Source organism: Priestia veravalensis, assembly GCF_001457055.1.
Taxonomy (GTDB): Bacteria; Bacillota; Bacilli; order Bacillales; family Bacillaceae_H; genus Priestia; species Priestia flexa.
Map to the genome: position 1 here is coordinate 1 of NZ_KQ758639.1, position 19137 is coordinate 19137.

At 37.3% G+C, this 19137-nt stretch carries 22 protein-coding genes, 1 pseudogene and 2 riboswitches; of the genes and pseudogenes, 17 read left to right on the top strand and 6 right to left on the bottom strand.

Annotation, left to right across the window (positions count from 1 at the left end):
- Positions 1-324: 324 nt before the first annotated feature.
- The 3 genes from AS180_RS07555 (at position 325) to AS180_RS07560 (ending at position 3520) form a co-directional block, all read left to right on the top strand.
- Complete coding sequence (locus AS180_RS07555; RefSeq protein ID WP_025911566.1) at positions 325-2229, top strand: LTA synthase family protein; 1905 nt, start codon at positions 325-327, stop codon at positions 2227-2229.
- A 119-nt stretch (positions 2230-2348) separates the two neighbouring features.
- The gene (locus AS180_RS22390) at positions 2349-2591 is read left to right on the top strand and encodes a hypothetical protein (protein WP_139109173.1); all 243 of its coding nucleotides are present in this window, start codon (positions 2349-2351) and stop codon (positions 2589-2591) included.
- Positions 2592-2614: 23 nt separating this feature from the next.
- On the top strand, positions 2615-3520 hold the full coding sequence (locus AS180_RS07560) for a M14 family metallopeptidase (RefSeq protein WP_025911565.1): 906 nt from the start codon (positions 2615-2617) through the stop codon (positions 3518-3520).
- Positions 3521-3576: 56 nt separating this feature from the next.
- On the opposite strand, the gene AS180_RS21580 is transcribed toward AS180_RS07560, so the two are convergent.
- Positions 3577-3750, bottom strand: a complete 174-nt coding sequence (locus AS180_RS21580; protein ID WP_025911564.1) for a DUF2759 domain-containing protein — start codon at positions 3748-3750, stop codon at positions 3577-3579.
- Positions 3751-3946: 196 nt separating this feature from the next.
- Between AS180_RS21580 and AS180_RS07565 the strand changes: the two genes are divergently transcribed.
- The gene (locus AS180_RS07565) at positions 3947-4579 is read left to right on the top strand and encodes an MBL fold metallo-hydrolase (RefSeq protein ID WP_025911563.1); all 633 of its coding nucleotides are present in this window, start codon (positions 3947-3949) and stop codon (positions 4577-4579) included.
- Positions 4580-4621: 42 nt separating this feature from the next.
- On the opposite strand, the gene AS180_RS07570 is transcribed toward AS180_RS07565, so the two are convergent.
- Complete coding sequence (locus AS180_RS07570; protein WP_025911561.1) at positions 4622-4861, bottom strand: DUF2626 domain-containing protein; 240 nt, start codon at positions 4859-4861, stop codon at positions 4622-4624.
- 279 nt (positions 4862-5140) lie between these two features.
- On the opposite strand from AS180_RS07570, the gene AS180_RS07575 reads away from it, so the two are divergent.
- The 8 genes from AS180_RS07575 to comGG all read left to right on the top strand — a co-directional run bounded on the left by AS180_RS07575 (position 5141) and on the right by comGG (position 9725).
- Positions 5141-5524 carry a Spx/MgsR family RNA polymerase-binding regulatory protein gene (locus AS180_RS07575; RefSeq protein WP_061784685.1) on the top strand — a complete coding sequence of 128 codons (384 nt, stop codon included), beginning with the start codon at positions 5141-5143 and terminating at the stop codon, positions 5522-5524.
- A 216-nt stretch (positions 5525-5740) separates the two neighbouring features.
- Complete coding sequence (comGA, locus tag AS180_RS07580; protein ID WP_062686624.1) at positions 5741-6799, top strand: competence type IV pilus ATPase ComGA; 1059 nt, start codon at positions 5741-5743, stop codon at positions 6797-6799.
- Positions 6780-7838: a competence type IV pilus assembly protein ComGB gene (gene comGB, locus AS180_RS07585; RefSeq protein WP_025911558.1), complete on the top strand. Its 1059-nt coding sequence runs from the start codon at positions 6780-6782 to the stop codon at positions 7836-7838. Before comGA ends, comGB begins: the two co-directional genes overlap by 20 nt.
- Before the next feature lie 13 nt (positions 7839-7851).
- A complete protein-coding gene (comGC, locus tag AS180_RS07590) occupies positions 7852-8163 on the top strand; it encodes a competence type IV pilus major pilin ComGC (protein WP_025911556.1) in 312 nt (103 codons plus the stop codon).
- Positions 8129-8599, top strand: a complete 471-nt coding sequence (gene comGD / locus AS180_RS07595) for a competence type IV pilus minor pilin ComGD (RefSeq protein WP_226372940.1) — start codon at positions 8129-8131, stop codon at positions 8597-8599. The genes comGC and comGD overlap by 35 nt, the downstream gene beginning before the upstream one ends.
- Positions 8583-8918 carry a type II secretion system protein gene (locus AS180_RS07600; RefSeq protein WP_025911553.1) on the top strand — a complete coding sequence of 112 codons (336 nt, stop codon included), beginning with the start codon at positions 8583-8585 and terminating at the stop codon, positions 8916-8918. Before comGD ends, AS180_RS07600 begins: the two co-directional genes overlap by 17 nt.
- Positions 8915-9343 (top strand): competence type IV pilus minor pilin ComGF, encoded by a 429-nt coding sequence (gene comGF / locus AS180_RS07605; RefSeq protein ID WP_025911552.1) that lies wholly within the window; start codon positions 8915-8917, stop codon positions 9341-9343. Before AS180_RS07600 ends, comGF begins: the two co-directional genes overlap by 4 nt.
- Positions 9306-9725 carry a competence type IV pilus minor pilin ComGG gene (gene comGG, locus AS180_RS07610; protein ID WP_025911549.1) on the top strand — a complete coding sequence of 140 codons (420 nt, stop codon included), beginning with the start codon at positions 9306-9308 and terminating at the stop codon, positions 9723-9725. The genes comGF and comGG overlap by 38 nt, the downstream gene beginning before the upstream one ends.
- A gap of 78 nt (positions 9726-9803) precedes the next feature.
- Here comGG and AS180_RS07615 read toward each other — a convergent pair.
- Positions 9804-10403, bottom strand: a pseudogene (locus AS180_RS07615) (cupin domain-containing protein).
- Between the two features lie 144 nt (positions 10404-10547).
- Here AS180_RS07615 and AS180_RS07620 point away from each other — a divergent pair.
- The gene (locus AS180_RS07620) at positions 10548-10739 is read left to right on the top strand and encodes a YqzE family protein (protein ID WP_025911548.1); all 192 of its coding nucleotides are present in this window, start codon (positions 10548-10550) and stop codon (positions 10737-10739) included.
- A gap of 37 nt (positions 10740-10776) precedes the next feature.
- Here AS180_RS07620 and AS180_RS07625 read toward each other — a convergent pair whose 3' ends face one another.
- Positions 10777-11598, bottom strand: coding sequence for a YqhG family protein (locus tag AS180_RS07625; RefSeq protein ID WP_025911547.1), 822 nt, complete (start codon positions 11596-11598; stop codon positions 10777-10779).
- Entirely contained in the window at positions 11585-13261 is a 1677-nt protein-coding gene (locus AS180_RS07630) for a DEAD/DEAH box helicase (RefSeq protein ID WP_025911546.1), read from the bottom strand. The genes AS180_RS07625 and AS180_RS07630 overlap by 14 nt, the downstream gene beginning before the upstream one ends.
- Before the next feature lie 186 nt (positions 13262-13447).
- A riboswitch (glycine riboswitch) is annotated at positions 13448-13536 on the top strand.
- 3 nt (positions 13537-13539) lie between these two features.
- Positions 13540-13621: riboswitch (glycine riboswitch) on the top strand.
- Positions 13622-13727: 106 nt separating this feature from the next.
- On the opposite strand from AS180_RS07630, the gene gcvT reads away from it, so the two are divergent.
- From gcvT to gcvPB, 3 genes are read left to right on the top strand one after another with little or no spacing between them, the layout of a single operon-like run.
- Positions 13728-14816 carry a glycine cleavage system aminomethyltransferase GcvT gene (gcvT, locus tag AS180_RS07635; protein WP_025911545.1) on the top strand — a complete coding sequence of 363 codons (1089 nt, stop codon included), beginning with the start codon at positions 13728-13730 and terminating at the stop codon, positions 14814-14816.
- Between the two features lie 31 nt (positions 14817-14847).
- Positions 14848-16194: an aminomethyl-transferring glycine dehydrogenase subunit GcvPA gene (gene gcvPA, locus AS180_RS07640; protein ID WP_061784680.1), complete on the top strand. Its 1347-nt coding sequence runs from the start codon at positions 14848-14850 to the stop codon at positions 16192-16194.
- Positions 16187-17650 carry an aminomethyl-transferring glycine dehydrogenase subunit GcvPB gene (gene gcvPB, locus AS180_RS07645; protein WP_025911541.1) on the top strand — a complete coding sequence of 488 codons (1464 nt, stop codon included), beginning with the start codon at positions 16187-16189 and terminating at the stop codon, positions 17648-17650. The genes gcvPA and gcvPB overlap by 8 nt, the downstream gene beginning before the upstream one ends.
- A 40-nt stretch (positions 17651-17690) precedes the next feature.
- Here the strand turns inward: gcvPB and AS180_RS07650 are convergent, their stop codons facing one another.
- Entirely contained in the window at positions 17691-18065 is a 375-nt protein-coding gene (locus AS180_RS07650; protein ID WP_025911539.1) for a rhodanese-like domain-containing protein, read from the bottom strand.
- 224 nt (positions 18066-18289) lie between these two features.
- Here AS180_RS07650 and AS180_RS07655 point away from each other — a divergent pair, with 224 nt between their 5' ends.
- Positions 18290-19123: a lipoate--protein ligase family protein gene (locus AS180_RS07655; RefSeq protein WP_025911538.1), complete on the top strand. Its 834-nt coding sequence runs from the start codon at positions 18290-18292 to the stop codon at positions 19121-19123.
- Positions 19124-19137: the final 14 nt, after the last annotated feature.

Genomic DNA, 19137 nt, shown 5'->3' on the forward strand with positions numbered 1-19137 from the left:
GAACGTGTTCAGACAAACCAAAAAGATTGGAACAGCTATTGTTCGTCTCTTAGAAGCAATCATTTTGTTATGTCCCAAACTCCTTTTTTATGTAAAATAAAAGAAGGATTATCTTATCTCTTTGGTAAATTATCTTAATTATGTTTTTTGAAACTTTTTAGAAGAAAAAACGTAGAAAAAGAGAAGTATCTAATCTGATTATAACATTTCAATTATAAAGGTAATATGTTATAAATTATTTGCTTTTTTGTAAAAAAAACATTAAGATTAGGGTCGTTATATGACATTTACGGTGTCTGAAAACAGTGGATAAGGAGGTCCTTGATGAAAGACAAAATTTCATTGTCAAAGTTGTCGTTTATTCTTACTGCTGTCGTTTTGCTTTGGATAAAAACATATATTGTTTATAAAACACAGTTTGATATTACAATTGAGAATTCGACACAAGAGTTTCTATTGTTTATAAACCCACTGAGCTTTTTATTGCTTATTCTAGGGGCAGGTTTATTCTTTAAAACACGTAAAGGAGCTAAGGCTTACGTTTTAACTACTAGTTTCATAGTTTCCTTTATTTTATTTGCAAACGTAATGTTCTATCGTTTCTTTAATGATTTCTTAACGTTACCCGTTCTTTTTCAAACAAGTAACATGGGAGACTTAGGAAATAGTGCGTTTGAGTTGTTTAAGTTGACGGATGTTTTAATGTTCGTAGACGTAATTTTCCTAGCAGTCCTTGCTTCTTTATTTAAAGCAAACAATAAAGTAGACGAGCCGACTACTCGTAAAACAAGGTTTGCTTTTTATATTGCAGTGGTGGCCGTATTTATTTCAAACTTGGCTTTAGCTGAAACAGAACGTCCAGAACTATTAACTCGTGCATTTGATCGTGAAATGCTGGTGAAAAATATCGGTACGTACAACTATCATATTTACGATATTGTACTGCAGTCAAAGACAAAAGCCCAACGAGCATTTGCTGATAGTAGCGAATTTGTTGAAACAGAAAATTATTTAAAAGCAAATCAAAAAGAGCCAAACCCTGATATGTTTGGAAAAGCAAAAGGGAAAAACGTAATTGTTGTTTCACTAGAGTCTACTCAAAGTTTTGTTGTAAATAATACGATAAACGGTGAAGAAGTTACGCCGTTTTTGAATGACTTTATTGAAGAGAGCTATTACTTTGATAATTTCTATCACCAAACAGGACAAGGAAAGACTGCTGATAGTGAGTTCTTATTAGACAATTCACTGTACCCACTAGGGCGTGGATCGGTATTCTTTACGCATGGAACTAATGAATTTAATGCAACGCCTGAAATATTAAAAGAAGAAGGTTACTACTCTGCTGTTTTCCACGCAAATAACAGTAGCTTCTGGAACCGAGATATTGTATACCCTAACTTTGGTTACGATCGATTCTTTAATATTAATGATTACAACGTAACAGATGAAAATTCTGTAGGATGGGGCTTAAAGGACAAAGAATTCTTTGAACAATCTGTGGAACACATGAAAACATTACCACAGCCTTTTTATTCAAAATTCATTACGTTAACAAACCACTTCCCATTTGAGCTAGATGAAGAAGATCGAATGGTTGATGAGTATGATTCAAACAGTCGCACGTTAAATCGCTACTTCCCAACATTACGTTATCAAGATGAAGCGTTTAAACAATTTATTCAAAAGTTAAAAGACGAAGGATTGTATGAGGATTCAATTATCGTTGTATATGGTGACCACTATGGTATTTCACAAAACCATAACGCAGCAATGGAAAAATATCTAGGAAAAGAAGTAACGCCTTATGTATGGACACAGCTACAGCGAGTGCCTATGGCGATTCATATTCCTGGAGAAACTGATAATAAAACAATCTCAAAAGTTTCAGGCCAAGTTGATTTAAAACCAACTATTTTACACTTATTAGGTATAACTACGGATAATCACGTTCAATTTGGAACAGATATGTTTTCCGAGGATAAGTTAGACTTTACTGTCCTTCGTGACGGAAGTTTTATTACAGATAAGTACGTGTATACTAGTGATAAATGTTACGATAAGTCTACTGAGCAGGAAACAGATAGAAGTAACTGTGAACCTTATATGGAAAAAGCAAAACAAGAGTTAGATTACTCCGACCAGATTGTATATGGAGATCTTCTACGTTTCTATGATGGAACAACTTATCGTCCAGATAAAAAGCAAGAAGAAACTGATAAGAAATAAGAAAAAAGAGACTGAGACATAAGTAGTTCAGTCCTTACTATACCTGAACGATTGAGAGTTCATAACTTTTAATCGTTCAGGTTTTTTTGGTTGATTGTGAAAACAATGTTGGAAACAGGGTGGAATGGAGCGTAGGACACTCGACTCCTGCGGGAAAGAGAGGGAAAAAGGAGATCCCGCAGCGCAGCGAGGAAGCTCAGGTTCCTCCCCGCGGAAAGCGAGTGGCCGTAGCGCAATGGAACGAACGTGTTGAGACAAACCAAAGAGATGGGAACATCTATTGTTCGTCTTTTAGAAGTAATCATTTTGTTATGTCCCAAACTCTTTTTTTGTTCATTCTCCATCATAGTTTTAACATATAGATAATAAAGAGGAGCGTGATATGATGACCATTGTGAATGAATGTATTCCTTATAACTATGAGCGAACGATAACTGACCTCTATCGATTAATTTCTAAGTACCCTTATGGAAGGATTGAAAGTATTGGAAGAAGCGTACTTGGAAAACAGATTCCACATCTACTCATTGGTCATGGAAGCCATGTTGTACATATAAATGCTTCATTTCATGCGAACGAGTGGATTACAACAAACGCACTAATGAAATTTCTAGAAACGTATTTACGAGCCATTTATCGAGGAGAACGCGTTGCTGGAATTGATGCTCAGCTTTTATATGAAAATATTACTTTGTCTATTGTACCAATTGTAAATCCAGACGGTGTTAACTTAGTTATAGATGGAATTAATGCACATGAGGCGTACTCAGCGTTTATTCCTTATATAGGAAGGGAGGTTAATGATTTTCAGGGGTGGAAAGCAAACATTAGAGGGGTGGATTTAAATAATCAATTCCCTGCATATTGGGAGATTGAAAGAGAACGTAAAATTCCAAAGTCACCACACTTTCGAGATTTCCCTGGCTATGCTCCTTTATCTGAGCCTGAGGCTAAAGCGATGGTTCAGGTTGCAAAACGATATCAATTTGACTGTGTAATTGCGCTGCATACCCAAGGTGAAGAGTTTTACTGGGGATATATGAACAAAGAGCCAATGGAAGCGAAAGAGATGGCGGAGTATTTTGAGAAAGTGAGCGGATACCGAGCAGTGAGAACAATTGATAGTCACGCGGGGTATAAGGATTGGTTCATTCTTGAAACTGGAAAGTTAGGCTTCACGCTTGAACTTGGTAAAGGAATTAACCCAATTCCTTTATCGCAGTTTCACATTTTATATCCAAAAACAGAATCAATTCTTGCTAATGCAATGAATATCCTTGCATGTAAATAAAATATAATCGTAATAAAAGCGCCTATCAAAGAGGCGCTTTTCTTTATACTCATTCGTTAATGAGCTGCTGGATATCCATGATGTAAAATAGTCATAACCGTAAACCAACCAAATACAGCAAACGTTGCCACAGCAAAGCCTACTCCAAGGAAGTTTTTATTGCGCAAAGATGAAATAGCGGCAAAAATACCTAATAATGTTGTTAAGCCTAATATAATCATTAGTCCCATGAAACAACCTCCTTATTTGTAAGGATTGAAAGTAAAGCGCTAACATACTTCTAACTTCTTTATTGTAAAACTTTTCTAACGATTTGTCGAGGTGGAAAATTAGCAAAACAATGTTCTAGGGTTTTCATTTCCCTAGATTTATGTGTATGATAAAGCATAGAGACAATGAACTGAGAAAGATAAGGAGGCGCTGCTGATGAAATATCATCGCGTACCATTAGGACCTATACAAACAAACTGTTATTTACTTGTGAATGATGACAAAGAATGCTTAATTGTTGACCCAGGCGGCGAAGGAAAAAAACTTAATCAACTCATACATAAGCAACAATATAAACCACAAGCAGTGGTATTAACTCATGCGCACTTTGATCATATTGGTGGAGTGGATGAAGTAGCATCACATTTCTCTATCCCTATATATGTTCATAAAAAAGAAAAATCTTGGTTAAAAGACCCAGCAGTAAATGGTTCCACTTTTTTTGGTCTAGGAGAAGTAACTGTTCAATCTGATGTGACGCTGTTTGCCGGAGAGGGCAGCACAACAATTGGGTCATTTTCGTTTGAATTATATGAAACGCCAGGTCACTCGCCAGGGAGCGTATCTCTTTACTTTAAAGAAGCAGAGTTAGTTATTTCAGGAGATGCACTGTTTGAAGGAAGTGTTGGGCGTACCGATTTACATGATGGAAATCATGAACAGTTGCTGAAGAGCATTCATACAAAGCTTTTGGTACTGCCTGAAGAAACGTTAGTTTTATCTGGGCATGGTGGAGAAACAACAATTGGTCAGGAAATGGATCACAATCCGTTTTTAAATGGATTTTAAAAAAGAAGCAGCGATGAATCCATCGCTGCTTCTTTTTTATCATTATTGTCCGCCTGGCGTCATCATAAATGTACTCCAGTAAGTAAACCCTACAAAGAATACTGTTAAATAAGCACCAAACACATAGATGTACATACGTTCTGATAGTTTTAAATAGCTTAGTAAGACAAAAAAACCTGTTTGAGCTAAAAAGAGCAAGGATGTTTGTGGCATATGTCCAAGGTAAAACATGACTGCAAAGATCCCTGTCCAAAACCCCATTACACGGTACATACGTTCCATGTTTGTTGCCTCCTTTATCCCACTTGTCAATTATTAATTATAAAGTACAATTTATCCAATTGTAAATATAATCTAAGCATGCTTGTTGAAATTGTGTAGAAAGATAAGTAATTCTTTTCCATTATAGTACATTTATTGTTTGATGAAAACGTTATCTTTTTTGTTCAGCGAATCTTTTTGAAAAAAAGCATAAAAATAAAACAAAATAGTGTACAATAGTTATACAAAACATGTACGATGTGTATAAATTGATTAAACGACCTTACAGGAGGATATAAAATGGAATCAGTTATGTTTTATACGTATCCAAGTTGTACATCTTGTCGTAAGACGAAAAAATGGCTTGTAAAGCAAGAAGTTAATTTCAATCAGCGCCACCTCTTTCGCGAAACTCCTACTTATGAAGAGATGCTTGAATTATTATCAATGACAACTGAAGGTATTGATGAAATTTTAGCTAAGCGGAGTCAAGAATATAAAAATTTAGATGTCGATGTAGAAAGCATGACGATTTCGGAAGTCGTTCATTTGTTAATGGAGCAACCAAGACTTCTTAGAAGACCCATTTTAACAGATGGTAAAAAGCTTGTAGTAGGATACAATGAATCCGCGTTAAAAAACCTCGTAAAAAAGCAAAAAAAGGTTTCATCAATGGTGGGATGATGAGAGTTGTTATGGTAGATGGATAAGCGATAACGATTGAAGGTAAATAAATCGTTATCGTTTTTTTATGCTTTATGAAAAAATTAGTTCCGAGCCAATCGTTTAAAAAGAAAGAAAAAATTTTAAAAAAAGAAGGAATTTCACTAAATAAGTCGAATTTCAACTAACACTACCAAGAAATATGCTTAAATATGACAGAATAAGGAGAGATGCTCATTGAATGAAATTGAACAATTAGCCACACGCATGATTCGTGAAGCATGTGAGATGAAGAGCTCGGATATTCACATTATCCCTCGAGCTAGAGATGCCATAATTCAGCTAAGAGTTGATCAAGATTTGGTTGCTCATCAAACGCTCCCAAAAGAGGTATCTGAACGACTCATTTCCCACTTTAAATTTTTAGGGAGCATGGATATTGGTGAAAGACGAAAGCCTCAAAATGGTGCACTGTCTACAACAATCGATCATATTAAAGTTAATCTACGTTTATCCACTTTACCTACATTGCAGGATGAAAGTCTCGTTATTCGTGTATTACCCCAAACGCAAACAACTTCTCTTAAATATTTATCACTTTTTCAAAATCATACCAAAAAACTTATTTCACTGCTTAAGCATTCACATGGATTAATTGTGTTTACTGGGCCAACAGGATCCGGTAAAACAACAACTTTGTATACGTTACTTCATGAGGTCAACCATTTATTAAATCGAAATGTCATTACGCTTGAAGATCCAATTGAACAGCAGAGTGAAAAAGTACTGCAGGTACAAGTGAATGAACGAGCTGGCATCACGTATGCAACAGGTTTAAAAGCAATTTTACGTCATGACCCTGATATTATTATGGTCGGGGAAATCCGCGACGCTGAAACAGCTCAAATTGCGGTTCGCGCAGCTTTAACCGGTCATCTAGTACTGACAACTATGCATACGAAAGATACAAAAGGCTCTATTTATCGATTGCTTGAGTTTGGTGTTAGTATTCAAGAAATTGAACAAACGTTGGTAGCCGTAGCTGCACAGCGATTAGTCGAAATAAAATGTAATTTTTGTGAAGGAAGCTGTCATCCGCTATGTAAGAAAGAGCGTTTAAATAGACAGGCTAGCGTGTATGAGCTTCTATATGGAAGGGAAGTAAACGAAGTAATTAATGAAGTGAAAGGAAAGGAATTTCAATATGATTATGCACGACTAAGAGATGCAATTCGAAAAGGTATTGCGCTTGGGTATTTGTATTCACATGCGCTAGATGGGTGGGGGTCTTATTAAACGAAAGACATCAAACAAACATTGGGGACTTTCCAAACAAGCTAAAGTTTTAAGTCAGTTATCGAAGCTTGTTGAAAAAGGATATACGCTATCTCAAGCTTTATCGTTTATAGCATTCCAGCTATCAGCGAAGCAGCGTAGCGATGTGGATGCTTGTTTAATGGCAATGCGTCAAGGCGAGTCTTTGCACAGCTGTCTTCTAAAACTGAAGTTTCACCGAGACGTATTAAGCTACCTTTATTTTGCTGAACAGCATGGAGATCTTCATTTTGCGCTAAAAGAAAGTAGTCATATGCTAAGTGAGAAGATAAAAAACAAGAAACGATTTCAAAAGCTAGTACAATATCCACTTTTACTTTTAAGTTTCATCCTTGGGATTTTATTTATATTAAGCACCGTTTTGTTACCGCATTTTCAGTCTCTTTATAAAACAATGGGACACGAACAATCACCATTTCTTCTTATCTTTATGTCGACTATGTCTTACTTTCCACACGCACTTCTTGGAATCTCTGGAACCTTGTTGCTAATAGGAGGTCTGTATCTTATTAGTACAAAAAAGCTTGCTCCTGTAAAGAAAATGAACATTTTGATGAAAATTCCTTTTATGAAGCAGTTCACTAAGCTGTTTAACTCCTATTTTTTCGCGGTTCATACGAGTAATTTATTAAAAGGTGGACTATCAATTTATGAGTGTCTCTCGCTCTTTCAGCTGCAGCAACACTATCCTTTTTTTAGAGAAGAAGCTAAGCTTTTCACAACAGAACTTGCCGCTGGAAAATCTCTTAATCAAATTTTACAAACACGTCCTTATTATCAAAAAGATTTAGCAGAGGTCGTTGTTCATGGACAAAAAAATGGGGATTTAGCAAAAGAATTGTACGACTACAGCCTATATATGGTTGAGAGAATGGAAGAATGGGTTTTTCACATTCTCAAATATGTTCAGCCCATTACGTTCGCCTTTATTGGTATCGTTATTCTACTTATGTATATGTCAGTCATGATGCCAATGCTAGAAATTATGTCGAGTTTATAAAGGGGATTCAAACATGTTAAAAAATGAGAAAGGTTTTACTTTAATTGAGATGCTCATTGTTATGTTAGTTATTACAGTGCTATTGCTTATTATGGTGCCAAATGTATTAAAGCATAACGCTGTTATTAACAATAAAGGATGCTCGGCTTTAGTGAAAACAGTGGAAGCACAAGTGCAGGTGTATGAGCTTGAAAACGGAACAAAGCCTACTTTAAACGAGCTTGAAAGCGGAGGATACTTAAAAGAAGGAACGGTGTGTCCAAATGGTTCGAAAATTACAATAGGTACGGATGGACGCGTATCAGCGAGTGATGGAAACTCGTAAAATGAATCAAAAAGGCTTTACGCTAATCGAGTCCTTAATCGTGTTAGCCATTGTGCAAGTTATGGTGTTAATCATCGTCATCAATTTAAAACCTCTTATGGCCCACTATCAGTTAACCTCATTTTTACGACAACTTCAAGCAGATACCTTTTATACGCAACAAATAGCCATCACTACTCAGCGTCCGGCAAGGCTTACATTTGAGCCAGCCAACTCCCGATATTTGTTGCTTAAGATTGGAGCTGAAAGGCCCATTATGCAAAGAGGTTATCATTCGAATATTCGCGTTGTGTTTAGCAGTGGTACAAGTTCGATTCAATACAATGAGCAAGGAAATATTTCGCAGGCAAAAAGCTTGTTTATTTCAAGTAACAAAGAAACATATAAGGTCACGTTCCAAATTGGAAGAGGACGCTTTTATGTTACGAAAATATAATAATCAAACAGGCTTCACATTACTGGAAATGCTAGTAGCATTCAGTGCGCTGATTATGCTCACCGCTGTGATTGTTCCTTTATATATTCAAGCAATACAAGCTGAAAAAGATAAGAAGCGAATGTATGTAGGAGATGCGCTTTTGTATGAAAAAGTCATGACGGATGCTGATCAAAAGCACTTACTCTCTGAAAAGAGGATGTATAACGGGGTTGAATACCTCCTTGTATTCAAAGAAGAACCGGTTCCAAAGTGGTGTGTTTCTTGGAAAAGAACTAATCAGAAAATCATAGAAAGATGTGAATCTACGTTAAAATGAGGAACCAAAAAGGTTTTACATTAGTAGAAATGTTGCTTAGTTTAACGATTTTCTTTGTAATAGTATCCTTTATTCCGCCTGTCTTGTCATTGGCTAACCAAAAATATGCCCCTGATGACCTAGCAACAGAAATGGAATGGGAAATCTTTATTCAGCAGTTAACAAAGGAGTATCGAAGAGCGCATCATGTTAGCGTTAACGAAAGAATTTTATCATTACGAATAGATGGAGAGCCTTTAGTTACGTATGAACCTTTTAACGATAAGGTTCGGCGTAGGGTTGACCAGAGTGGTCATGAAGTTGTCTTGCAGTTTGTGAAGTTAATTGAGTACAAATACGAAAGTAATCTGCTTCATGTTAAGGTGGTATATAAACACGGTGAAATTCATGAAACAACGATTAAAACATTTATGGATGTTGAATAAAGATAGGAAAGCGTACCAAGCGGGTTTTGCGCTTCCCTTTGTACTAGCCTTTAGTGCGCTATTTTTATTTTTACTATCCCACCAGTTGGTGTATTTTGTAACGAAAAGTACGTTTTATGCCGAAGTAAATCAGCGCTATGAATTAGACTATTTACTGCAAAAAGGAGTCCGAGATTTACAAGCAGACGTTCAAACAAATAATTTTTCACAAGAAAGCAATGGGGTACTAACTTATGATTCAGGAACCGTTAAGTACCAAATACTAAGGCAGACAGAGGATAGTGTGACTATTCAAGTTCGCTGCGCTACAAAAGAAGAAAGACAGCTTATTCATACAATTACTTTTCAGCGAGAAAGCGGTAAGGTAATTGCCTGGGTTTAGAGATAGAGCAAAAGACCTTGAGTTTATGAAGAAATCAAGGTCTTTTGTTGTTAATCATCAAATTCAACATCTTTATCATTAATATTTGACTTTTACATGATGATGTTCTACATTACGCTTTGAATGGTTAGTGAAAGGAGGCCCAATCACAACCGTTTCATCAGTGGGTTCCAATGCTTGTTTAATTTGGCTTTCGTTGACATTATAAGCTTTTTGAAACACTTCAGGAGGTGTTAAGCGAAGGATGTCTGAACCTTCTGCTGATTCAAACTGGTCGTTATTAAAGAAAAGGTGAAGGTGAGCTTCTTCTGTTAATGGTTCAATCCAGTGCCACCAACCCATTGGGATAAATGCTACATTTCCTTTTTTAATACGATACGTATGCAGGGTGCTCGTATCGGGATCTATAATTGATACCTCGACTTCTCCAGAAATCACCACATCTAACTCCCAAGCATTTGGGTGCCAATGGGGTTCTCTCATATAGCCTTTAGTTAAATATAAGTCTACAAAAGCTCAACCGATCATGGCAGGGAGCTGTGTAGATGTTACTTGATACGCAATGTTGTTGGTGTTTCGTTTAAATAATACGCTGTTTTGGTAGTTAAACGATAAGTTTGGTGTACCAGACGTCTTCTTAATATTCGAATTATCAGGAACAAATCCAGAATGACTCATAGTTGTTTCAACCTCTTTCTTACAAAAGAATATAACGTATCATATTATTAGTCAGGAAAGAATGTGTTACATCATCACAAAGTTTTCTTGCTTTTGATTAATAGCTTTTCAGCGAGGATATACTAGTTCGTAGGAGATGATGATGTGAAAACAAACGACTACGTGAAGTACGTAACGCAGCAGCTTGTTCAATATATGGATCAACCGAAAGAAATTCGTAAAACCAAACGAATTGAAAAGAAAAAGACACGAGATCCGTTTTTTAATAGGTGGTTTGGAATGATTCCTCTTTCATTTCAAATCTGGTATCGAAATACGAAAAAAGGTAAAAAGTAGCCTGCGCTCTTTTTACCTTTTTTATTTATAGAATGTTTTATACGAAATGACGTGAAAGGTGATGATTAACAGTTTGTTCAGACAAGTAAAACAATCCGCCGTTTACAATTTTCGTTAAAATAACAGGCTCATATAAATCTTGTAAAGCCTGTTTTTCTGTCGTATAGCTTTCGGGTAGCTCTTCCATATTCTCATAGAAATGATCTAAAAGTGCAAGGTCTTCATACCATCTTTCTTGCGCTTTTTTTGCCCAATCCATCGGCTGCTTTGAAATGTGATCTTCCACATAAGCTGATAATCTTGAAATTCCGCTTTTGGGGCGAATAATTGGCGATAGCGTAAAGCAATAATCAGGAATCTTTGACGTGAAGTTTTGTTTGGACATCATCAGCTGAAAGTTATCAAGAATCGCTCCCGTAATTAAATTTAACCCAAGCGATAGTAATTCATCTTTTTTTCGGTCACACTTATACGAAACCTTCATATTTAAAGCAAGCCAAGGCTGAAGTGAACGCTGCGATTGTGAGTGAGAATGCATTTTTTCATATAAGTGAACGAATCCTCCAAACTTTTGGGCTGACCCAAAAATTTGATGTAAACGCGGTGAGCCAAAGTGAATTTTTTCGCCTTGTACAGATGAATCATCATAAGTTGGATCGGTGATAAACGTAAGTGAAGCAGGATTAGGTTTCCCGCCTGTTTTTTCAATATAATGCCAATAAAAAGGTCGGTTCATAAGCTCTTTATCCATTTCAATAGTAAGCTGAACCTTCAAATAAGATGGGTCGTCTTCTGTCAAGTCACAGTTATGTGCCGTGAAATATTTTTTGAGAAATTGATGAATTTCAGTTTGCTGCATGCTGTTCACCTTCTTCATCTTCGTGATATTCAATAATGGATGTAAGATTGTTCATCTTAATTTTCATTTCTCCTTCACTTCGTGAATGAAGAAGAATATCTTGAATGTGATCTTCAATGTTATCAATTTCTAGTTTGGTTAAAATTTCATCGAGCTCACCAACAACACGCTCAAATAAATTTATTTTTTCATAAAGTAGCTTTAAAATATGTTCTTCGACTGTATTCTCAATTGCTAGATTATAAATGTGCACATCATGCTGTTGACCCAGTCTATGAACGCGTCCAATTCGTTGCTCTAATCTCATTGGGTTCCAAGGTAGGTCGTAGTTAATGATATGGTGACAGAATTGAAGGTTAATTCCTTCACCTCCAGCTTCCGTTGCGATAAAAACTTGAGCATGGCTTTCAAAAAGCTGTTTCATCCAGTCTTTTTTTCCACGCTTAAATCCACCCCTAAACGGAACAGATGTAATACCGTGTTGTTTTAAATACCACTGTAAATAAAGCTGAGTTGCTCGATATTCCGTAAAAATGATGACTTTATCATTAATCTGTTGAATTAATTCAATTACCTTTTCTGCTTTCGCATTTTGAGGAACGGTTTGTACTTTTTCAAGGAGTGGTTTAAGCATCTGAGTAGCTTTTTCACTGTTTTCGTCCTCTTGGCGTTCAAGCATGCTTTTTAAGGTCATAAATACTGCTTCGCGACTGCTACAAGCTTCGCGCTGCAATGTTAAAATTGCAAAGGAACTGCTGGGTAAATTTGAATGTTGCTTAAATGAAGTGATTTGATCATACAACTCTCGTTCTTCAGATGAAAACTCAACAGGAACGGTTTGAACAATTCGTTTTGTCCATTCAATACCTGTGTCTTGCCTGCGGTTTCGAATCATCACTTTGTTAACGAGTTCCTTTAAATACTCATCATTTTGAACAGAACGTTTCTTAGCAGAAAATAAATCAGCAAAATAATCTTTGTTTCCTAGGTGGCCTGGTTTTAATAACGAAACTAAGTTGAAAATCTCTTCTACTCGATTTTGAATTGGTGTCGCTGTTAATAATAAGCAGAACTTTTTCTTTAAGCTTTGAACAAACTCATAGTTTTTTGTTTTATTATTTTTTAGTTTATGAGCTTCATCGATGATGATAAGGTCATAATCTTGTTCTAATACAATTTCGCGATGAGGGGAGCGCTTGGCTGTATCAATGGATGATACTACTACGTCGCATTGCTCCCACACGTATGTTTTCTTTTGTGGAACAGCAGGAATAAAAAATTTATGGTTAAGTTCCATTGCCCATTGGGATACAAGTGATGCTGGTACAAGAATAAGGGCTTTTTTCACAAGACCACGAATCATATATTCTTTTAAAATGAGTCCTGCTTCAATTGTCTTTCCAAGCCCCACTTCGTCAGCTAAAATCGCTTTTCCATTCATTTCTTCTACCACTTTTTTAGCTACTTCTAACTGGTGTGGATGCGGGGTTAGGTCTGTTAAATGGCGAGGTGCTTGCAGACCTTCAAATTCAGTAATTAACGTTTGCTCCTCGATTTCATATGCTAATTTATACATTTCCCAATCAGACCAAGAGCCGTCTTGCTCAAGTTTATTTAAAAAAGTAGATTCCCATGCTTCATCTTTCTTCATACTGATGTTCATCGTTAGTTTTGCTCCTTTCTGAAAGTTTTTATTGAACTGCTGAACAGAATCATGTAGGATAAAAATATATTTTAGAAAATTTAAAATAGAAAATAGATTGTCACTAAATGAACTATTTTGTTATTGATGTGTGTAAGTAATAGTTTCTTAGTAGTATGCCCAAAATTACAAACTTTATAGAGGCGAATGATGACAAGGGGAGAGACTGCTTTAAAGTGGCGCCGAAGGAGCAAACAACATGTGAATCTCTCAGGCAAAAAGACTCTTGTTGGACGCAACTCTGGAGAGCGTCTATTTCGAATAGACCACCCACGAGGCAAACCTATTTAACGGGTAAACTTTCAGGTGAAAAGGACAGAGACTTCCTGCTATACAGCAGGGAGTTCTCTGTCCTTTTTTATGTGTAAAAAAGATACGATGATTCCCCGAAACCAAAGCAAATGGCCTTATATGAGGAGGATGTTAAATGACTGAGCTAAACAAAACACCACTTTACGATGTCTATCAACAGTACGGTGGAAAGATTATTGATTTTGGAGGTTGGGCTCTTCCAGTTCAATTCTCATCTATTAAAGAAGAACATCATGCGGTTCGTACAAAAGCTGGCCTGTTCGATGTTTCTCACATGGGAGAGTTTGATGTAAAAGGGACAACTAGCTTGGCATTTTTACAAAAAGTTATGACGAATGATGTTTCAGTATTACGTCCAGGTAAAGCACTATATACCGCGATGTGCTATGAAGATGGGGGCACAGTGGATGATCTCCTTGTTTATCAAAAAGGAGAAGATGACTACCTGCTTGTTGTAAACGCAGCAAATATTGAAAAAGACTTCGAATGGCTACAGCAGCATAAGCCAGAGGGTATTGAGCTTGTAAATCGTTCAAGTGAGTTTGCTTTACTAGCTTTGCAAGGTCCAGCTGCACAAGGTGTTTTACAGAAATTAACAGATGAATCATTATCTGACTTGAAACCATTTACATTTAAAGATGATGTAGAAGTAGCAGGTGTGAGAGCGCTTGTTTCACGTACAGGTTATACAGGCGAGGATGGTTTTGAACTGTACTGTTCTGCATCAGATGTAGTAACGCTTTGGACTGAGCTTTTAAAAAATGAAGAGGTAGTTCCGTGTGGATTAGGAGCACGAGACACGCTTCGTTTTGAAGCAACTTTAGCTTTATATGGTCAAGAGCTTTCAAAAGATATTACGCCAATTGAAGCACGTATCGGATTTGCAGTGAAAACGGATAAAGAAGATTTTATCGGCAAAGAGGTATTAAAGCGTCAGCGTGAAGAAGGACCAAACCGCAAGCTTGTTGGGCTTGAAATGATTGATAAAGGAATTCCACGACATGGATATGAAGTGTTTAGTGAGGAAGAAGAGATTGGCTTTGTTACAACAGGCACACAATCGCCAACTTTAAATAAAAACATTGGTCTTGCACTTATCGATGCTAAACATGCTGAGCTAGGTACAGAAGTGTATGTGCAAGTGCGAAAAAGACGTTTAAAAGCAAAAGTCGTGAAGACACCTTTTTATAAGCGTTCAAAATAATGTTGGGTAATTAAAGAGAGGGGACAAAAGAATGGTACATCGTTATTTACCAATGACATCAGAAGATCAGCAGCAAATGTTAAAGGCAATTGGCGTGTCTTCAGTGGATGAGTTGTTTTCAGATATCCCAGAAAGCGTTCGTTTCCAAGGGGAATACAATATAAAAAAAGCGGCATCAGAATCTGAGCTAGTAAAAGAGTTAACAAACTTAGCTACTAAAAATAAGAACGTAAAGGAATACGCTTCATTTTTAGGAGCAGGTGTTTATGATCACTATATGCCAATTATTGTTGATCACGTTATTTCGCGTTCAGAGTTTTACACAGCTTATACACCATATCAGCCTGAAATTTCGCAAGGAGAGCTGCAGGCTATCTTTGAATTTCAAACGATGATTTGTGAGCTAACAGGAATGGATGTTGCCAATTCATCCATGTACGATGGTGGTACAGCACTTGCTGAGGCAGCCATGTTAAGTGCAGGTCAAACGAGAAAGAAAAAAGTGTTAGTTTCAGAAACAGTTCACCCTGAATCACGAGCTGTGTTAGAAACGTACGCAGCAGGTCAGTACATTGAAGTAGTAGAAGTACCAAGCAAAGACGGCGTAACGGATCTGACGGTGCTGAAGGAGCGCATGGATGATGATGTAGCGGCTGTCATCGTTCAGTATCCAAACTTCTTTGGTCAAGTAGAACCTTTAAGAGAAATTGAAGCCATTGCTCATCAAGGAAAAGGAATGTTTGTTGTATCAAGCAATCCACTATCTCTTGGATTGTTAACTCCTCCGGGTCAGTTTGGTGCTGATATTGTTGTAGGAGATGCACAACCTTTTGGTATTCCAACACAGTTCGGTGGTCCTCACTGCGGCTACTTTGCTACAACGACAAAGTTAATGCGTAAAATTCCGGGACGCTTAGTTGGTCAAACGATTGATGAAAATGGTAAGCGCGGCTTTGTCTTAACGCTTCAAGCACGTGAGCAACATATTCGCCGTGATAAAGCAACTTCAAACATTTGTTCAAATCAAGCGTTAAATGCACTTGCAGCTTCAGTAGCGATGACTGCCTTAGGAAAGCAAGGGGTAAAGGAAATGGCTACGCAAAATTTATCAAAAACGCATTATGCATATAACGCATTAAAAGCAAGCGAAGTAGATGTTGTTTTTAATGGGGCATTTTTCAATGAGTTGGTTGTAAAACTACCTCAACCCAGTAAGGAAGTAAATCAAAAGTTATTAGCGAAGCATATCATTGGTGGCTATGATTTAGGCCGAGACTATCATGAGCTTAAGGATCACATGCTACTTGCTTTTACTGAACTCCGTACAAAAGAAGAAATCGACCAACTTGTGAAGGAATTGGGGGATCTTTATGCATAATCAACATCAATCGCTTATTTTTGAAATGAGTAAAGAAGGACGCGTTGGCTATTCATTACCAGAACTAGACGTGCCGGAAGTAACCAGTACAGAAGTGTTGCCAGCAGAATATGTACGTACCGAAGCACCAGAACTTCCAGAAGTGTCTGAGCTAGACATTATGCGTCACTATACTGCTCTTTCAAAACGTAACCATGGAGTAGACTCTGGCTTTTATCCGCTTGGTTCTTGTACAATGAAATATAATCCAAAAATTAATGAATATACAGCCCGTATTCCAGGCTTCGCTAATATTCATCCACTTCAGGATGAAGAAACGGTTCAAGGTGCTCTTGAGCTCATGTATGATTTGCAGGAGCACTTAACAGAGATTACAGGCATGGATGAAGTTACGCTTCAGCCAGCAGCAGGTGCTCATGGTGAGTGGACGGGGTTAATGATGATTCGTGCCTATCATGAAGCAAACGGTGATACGAAGCGTACGAAAGTAATCGTTCCTGATTCAGCTCATGGTACAAATCCAGCCTCGGCAACAGTAGCTGGATTTGAAACAGTTACTGTAAAATCTAATGAGCATGGTTTGGTAGACTTAGATGATCTTCGTAAAGTAGTAAACGAAGAAACAGCAGCTCTTATGTTAACAAACCCAAATACGTTAGGTCTTTTTGAAGAAGATATTTTGGAAATGGCAGAAATCGTTCATGCAGCTGGTGGTAAGCTTTATTATGACGGAGCGAACTTAAATGCTGTATTAAGTAAAGCACGACCAGGCGATATGGGCTTTGACGTTGTACATTTAAACCTTCATAAAACATTCACAGGTCCACACGGTGGTGGTGGTCCAGGTTCTGGTCCAGTTGGTGTAAAAGCAGATTTAATTCCATTTTTACCAAAACCGGTACTAGTCAAAACGGAAAGCGGCTTTACTTTCGACTACAATCGCCCACAGTCCATTGGCCGAGTTAAACCGTTTTACGGCAACTTTGGTATTAACGTACGTGCTTATACGTACATCCGCTCTATGGGTCCAGATGGTTTAAAAGCGGTAACGGAAAATGCGGTATTGAACGCAAACTACATGATGAGACGATTGTCAGAGCATTATGATTTACCGTTTGATCGTCATTGTAAGCATGAATTTGTTTTATCAGGGAAGCGGCAAAAGAAACTCGGTGTTCGCACGCTGGATATTGCGAAGCGACTGCTTGATTTTGGGTATCATCCACCGACAATTTACTTCCCTCTTATTGTCGAAGAGTGCATGATGATTGAACCAACTGAAACGGAATCAAAAGAGACGCTTGATGCGTTTATTGATGCAATGATTCAAATTGCAAAAGAAGTGGAAGAAAATCCGGAAATCGTTCAAGAAGCACCTCATACGACGGTTGTGAAGCGATTGGATGAAACGCTTGCAGCAAGAAAGCCTGTACTCCGCTATCAAAAAGAAAGTTAAAAAACAGCCCCTTCATCTAAGAAGGGGCTGTTTTTGTGGTTTATTTTTTTGTTTTAATTTTGCCGTTCCAAGCTTTGAATCCGCCTTTTAGGTCATGAATCTCTTTCACACCATGCTTGCGCAAGAGCTGAGCAGCACGACCAGTTCGCATGCCACTTTGGCAGTAAATATAAACGGGTTGATCAGTACGGAACTCCTTTATACGCATACGGAACTGTGAAAGAGGAATATTTCTTGCTCCTAAAATATGTCCGTTTTCAAATTCATTTGGTTCGCGAATATCAACTAGCTGTGCTTTACGATAACCGCTGCGGAATTCTTCTTCCGTTAACGTTTTCATAATGCGACGTTGGTAAAAAAACATTACGACAGAATAAATAATAATTGCCGCAAGTACAATGATTAGTGCCCACATGTTGTTTCTTCCTTTCTTCGACAAAATACATAGTCTTATTATATAAGTGAATGAAATTAGAAGTAAAGGGATTCTTCTTGAAGTCACGATAGTTTTTACGAAAGAAAAGTAAAAAATTACTGCTTCACTTTTCTTTTCCTTCTGCTTATCTTTTGGTAGACTAAAAAACGGATTAAGTTTATTACATATGTAAATGTCTACTATACTAGTTAGGGATGAGAAGAATGAAGCAAAAATGGAGATTCATTGATTCAAAAGAACGTTCGCCATATTACAATATGGCACTTGATGAAGCGCTTTTAGAGTGGCATAGCACTGGTCAAATACCACCAACGATTCGATTTTACGGCTGGAATCCTCCAACATTATCAATTGGTTACTTTCAAAAAGCTGAAAAAGAAATCAATTTTGAACAGGTAGATAAATTAGGATTAGGATTTGTGCGTCGACCAACAGGGGGACGAGGCGTTTTGCACGACGAGGAGCTTACTTACAGCGTCATTGTATCGGAAGACTATCCAAACATGCCTAAGACGGTGACAGAGGCGTATCGTGTCATTTCAGAAGGGTTATTAGAGGGATTTCGTTCGCTGGGTCTGGAAGCATATTTTGCAATCCCTCGCACAGAAGAAGAAAAAAATAGTTTGAAAAATCCACGTTCATCTGTTTGTTTTGATGCACCTTCATGGTATGAGCTTGTGGTAGAAGGGCGTAAAATTGCTGGAAGTGCACAAACGCGTCAAAAAGGTGTAATTTTACAGCACGGTTCTATTTTATTAGAGATTGACGAAGATAAATTATTTAGCGTATTTAATTATCCAAATGATCGTGTGAAAGAGCGAATGCAGCGTGCGTTTCGTTCAAAAGCTGTTGCAATCAATGCTATTGCAGGCCGTAAAATCCAAATGGAAGAAGCGAAGGAAGCATTTTATAAAGGCTTTGCTAGCGCTTTAGATATTGACTTAGAACCTTATGAATTAACAGAACAAGAAGAGCGTTACGTAGAAGAATTAGCACAAAAGAAATATGCTTCTGTTGAATGGAATTTTAGAAGATAACGATTGCTTAGGAG